This is a genomic window from Inquilinus limosus MP06 (assembly GCF_000767795.1).
GTDB lineage: Bacteria > Pseudomonadota > Alphaproteobacteria > DSM-16000 > Inquilinaceae > Inquilinus > Inquilinus limosus_E.
The window spans coordinates 1-2,808 of sequence record NZ_JANX01000699.1 but is presented as its reverse complement, the minus strand read 5'-3'; the positions used below and the strand labels follow the sequence as shown (position 1 = coordinate 2,808).

Sequence of the window (2,808 nt, the reverse complement as noted above, 5' to 3'; positions counted from 1 at the left end):
GGGGAGGCGTGCCGCAAGAACCGCGGTTGCTCTTCCGTTCTCCTCGATCGACAACCCCCTCCCCCTAACCCCCTCCCGCGAGGGGAGGGGGGACTCGGTTTTGCTGCAGCGGGCGTACCCATGATCGGCTTCGTCGCACGACGGATCGCGCTCGCGGTGTTCGTGGTGCTGGTGGTGACGCTCCTGGTCTCCTGGGCCATCCGGCTGACCGGCGACCCGGCGATCATGCTGGCCCAGGGCGCCGGCAGCGTGACCGAGGAGGACCTGCAGCGCATCCGCATCGCCCTCGGCCTCGACCGGCCGTTCCCGGTCCAGTATCTGGGCTTCCTGCAGGGGCTGCTGAGCGGCGATCTCGGCCGCAGCTTCCTCGGTAACACCCCGGTCACCCTGCTGGTCGGCCGGGCGCTGCCGGCGACACTGCTGCTGGCCTTCGTCTCGCTCGCGGCCTCGATCGTGCTGTCGATCCCGCTCGGCATCCACGCCGCCGTGCACAAGGGGCGGGCGGTCGACCAGCTGATCCGCATCCTGTCGCTGGTCGGCCTGTCCTTCCCGAATTTCTGGCTGGCGATGATGATGGTGCTGGTCTTCTCGATCGCCCTCGGCTGGCTGCCGCCGAGCGGGATGGAAGGCGCCGCCAGCCTGGTGATGCCGGCCGCCACCATGGCGATCATCCTCACCGCCACCAATGTCCGGCTGGTGCGCACCGCGATGCTGGAGACGCTGTCGGCGCAATATGTCATGGTCGCCCGCAGCAAGGGCCTGCGCGAGCGGGTGGTGCTGTACAAGCACGCGCTGCGCAACTGCGCCATCCCGCTGATCACCTATATCGGGCTGCAGTTCGGCGGGCTGGTCGGCGGCATCGTCGTGGTCGAGCAGGTCTTCGCCTGGCCCGGCATGGGGTCGCTGGCCTTCGACGCCATCGCCGCGCGCGACTATCCGGTGCTGCAGGCGGTGATCACCGTGCTGGCGATCCTGATCGTCGTCATCAACCTCGCGGTCGACATCGCCTACGGGCTGGTCGATCCGCGCATCCGGACCGAGTGAACGATGGCGATCGTCGAAGACAGCCGGCCCTGGTCGCGCCGCCTGCGCAACCTGGAGTTCGTCCTCGGCGCCGTGCTGACCGGCGTGATGATGCTGGCGGTGCTGTGTGCCGGCCTGCTGTTCCCCGATGGCGGCGAGGGCTTCGACCTGACCGCCCGGCTGCTGCCGCCGTTCCAGTCCTGGGCACATCCGCTCGGCACCGACCCGGTCGGCCGCGACGTGCTGGCCCGGGTGGTGACGGGCGGCGGCATCTCGCTGACGGTCGGGTTCCTGTCGGTGGCCGGCGCGGTGGTGCTGGGCACCCTGGCCGGCCTGGTCGCCGGCTATTACCGCGGCATCTGGGACATGATCCTGATGCGCTGCGCCGACGTGCAGCAGGCGCTGCCCTTCATCCTGATCGCGCTGACCTTCATCGCCATCCTCGGCGGCGGCATCGACCGGCTGATCTTCTTCATGGTCGTCTCGCAATGGGTGCAGTACGCCCGGCTGGTCCGCGGCTCGGTGCTGTCGCTGCGCGAGCGGGAATTCGTGCAGGCCGCCGCGGCGATCGGCGTGCGCGACCACCGCATCATCCTCGATCACCTGCTGCCCAACGTGCTGGGGCCGATCATCATCCTGATGACGCTGAACGTGGCCAACAACATCCTGCTGGAAAGCAGCCTGACCTTCCTCGGCCTCGGCGTCGACCCGCTGGTCCCCAGCTGGGGCGGCATGCTGGCCGATGGCCGCACCTATGTGCAGACGGCCTGGTGGATCAGCGTCTTCCCCGGCATCGCCATCATGCTCACCGTGCTCGGCCTGAACCTGCTGGGCGACTGGCTGCGCGACGTCCTCGACCCGACCGGAAAGCCCTGACCCATGACCCTTCTCCTCGACCAAGAGGCGCCGCGGACCCTCGACGCCCTGCTGCGCGACCTGTCCGACGGCCATCAGGGCGCGGCGGTGGAGGCCTGGCTGTTCGAGGACGAGGCGGCGCGGCGCGAGGCCGAGACGGCCCTGGCTTCGGCCGGTGTCTCGGCCCGGCTGCGCAGCGCCTACAAGCCGCTGCTGCACGCCTTCCTGGAGGAGATCGAGACCGAAGGGCTGGCTTCGGCCGTCATCCGCTACCCGGTCCACCCCGCCGCCGTGCCCGACCGCTTCCTGCTGGAGGCCTATCCGCTGGCGGCGCTGCTGGACGGTATCGAGCTGCGCTTCGAGCCGGGCGACGAGACGTTGCGCTACCGGGTGGCCCTGACCTATCGGGACGGTCGGACGGCGACGACCGAGGTGTTCGCCCCGAACCATCTCGGCACCGACCATCTCGACGCCGCCTGCCTGTCGCCGACCGGCTGGCTGCGCGTCAGCGGCCGGCCCGACGGCCAGCCGGACCGGGACGAGCGGCTGGAAACCGAGGTCGAGGTCCTGTTCCGCGCCGCGGTCGAGACCGTGAAGAGCCATCCCTGGGGCAGCGACGAGCCCTATTTCGAGCGGCTGTCGGTCACGGTCGAGGCACCGGCGATCGAGCGGGCGCTGCCCTTCCATGAGGAGGCGGTCAGCCTGCACGAGGCGCTGCACGAGGACCTGTATTTCACGCTGCTCGAGGTGTTCCAGCGCCATTCCGGCCGCCCGGCCGGCGACCGCCGGCTACAGCCGGGCCAGATCGTGCCGGAGATCCGGGCCGGCGCGCCCCGGGTGCGGGTCGAGACCGTGCCGTTCGACGTATCCGGCGAACCCGGCGACTGGCCGGCGCAGGTGGTGGAGACCGCCGAGGCGCCGCTGTCGATC

2 protein-coding genes and 1 pseudogene are annotated in these 2,808 nt (G+C 70.2%); all 3 read left to right on the top strand.

Annotated elements, in window-relative coordinates; genetic code table 11:
- The first annotated feature begins 120 nt into the window (after positions 1-120).
- Positions 121-1,044: an ABC transporter permease gene (locus tag P409_RS31050; RefSeq protein ID WP_034847569.1), complete on the top strand. Its 924-nt coding sequence runs from the start codon at positions 121-123 to the stop codon at positions 1,042-1,044.
- Positions 1,045-1,047: 3 nt separating this feature from the next.
- Positions 1,048-1,899 carry an ABC transporter permease gene (locus P409_RS31045; RefSeq protein ID WP_052121603.1) on the top strand — a complete coding sequence of 284 codons (852 nt, stop codon included), beginning with the start codon at positions 1,048-1,050 and terminating at the stop codon, positions 1,897-1,899.
- 3 nt (positions 1,900-1,902) lie between these two features.
- A pseudogene (locus P409_RS31040) lies at positions 1,903-2,808 on the top strand (peptidase M14); the annotation flags it as partial.

Bases quoted from the DNA above. Each gene is read 5' to 3' on its own strand.
- P409_RS31050 (WP_034847569.1), top strand. From the start codon at position 121: ATGATCGGCTTCGTCGCACGACGGATCGCGCTCGCGGTGTTCGTGGTG.
- P409_RS31045 (WP_052121603.1), top strand. From the start codon at position 1,048: ATGGCGATCGTCGAAGACAGCCGGCCCTGGTCGCGCCGCCTGCGCAAC.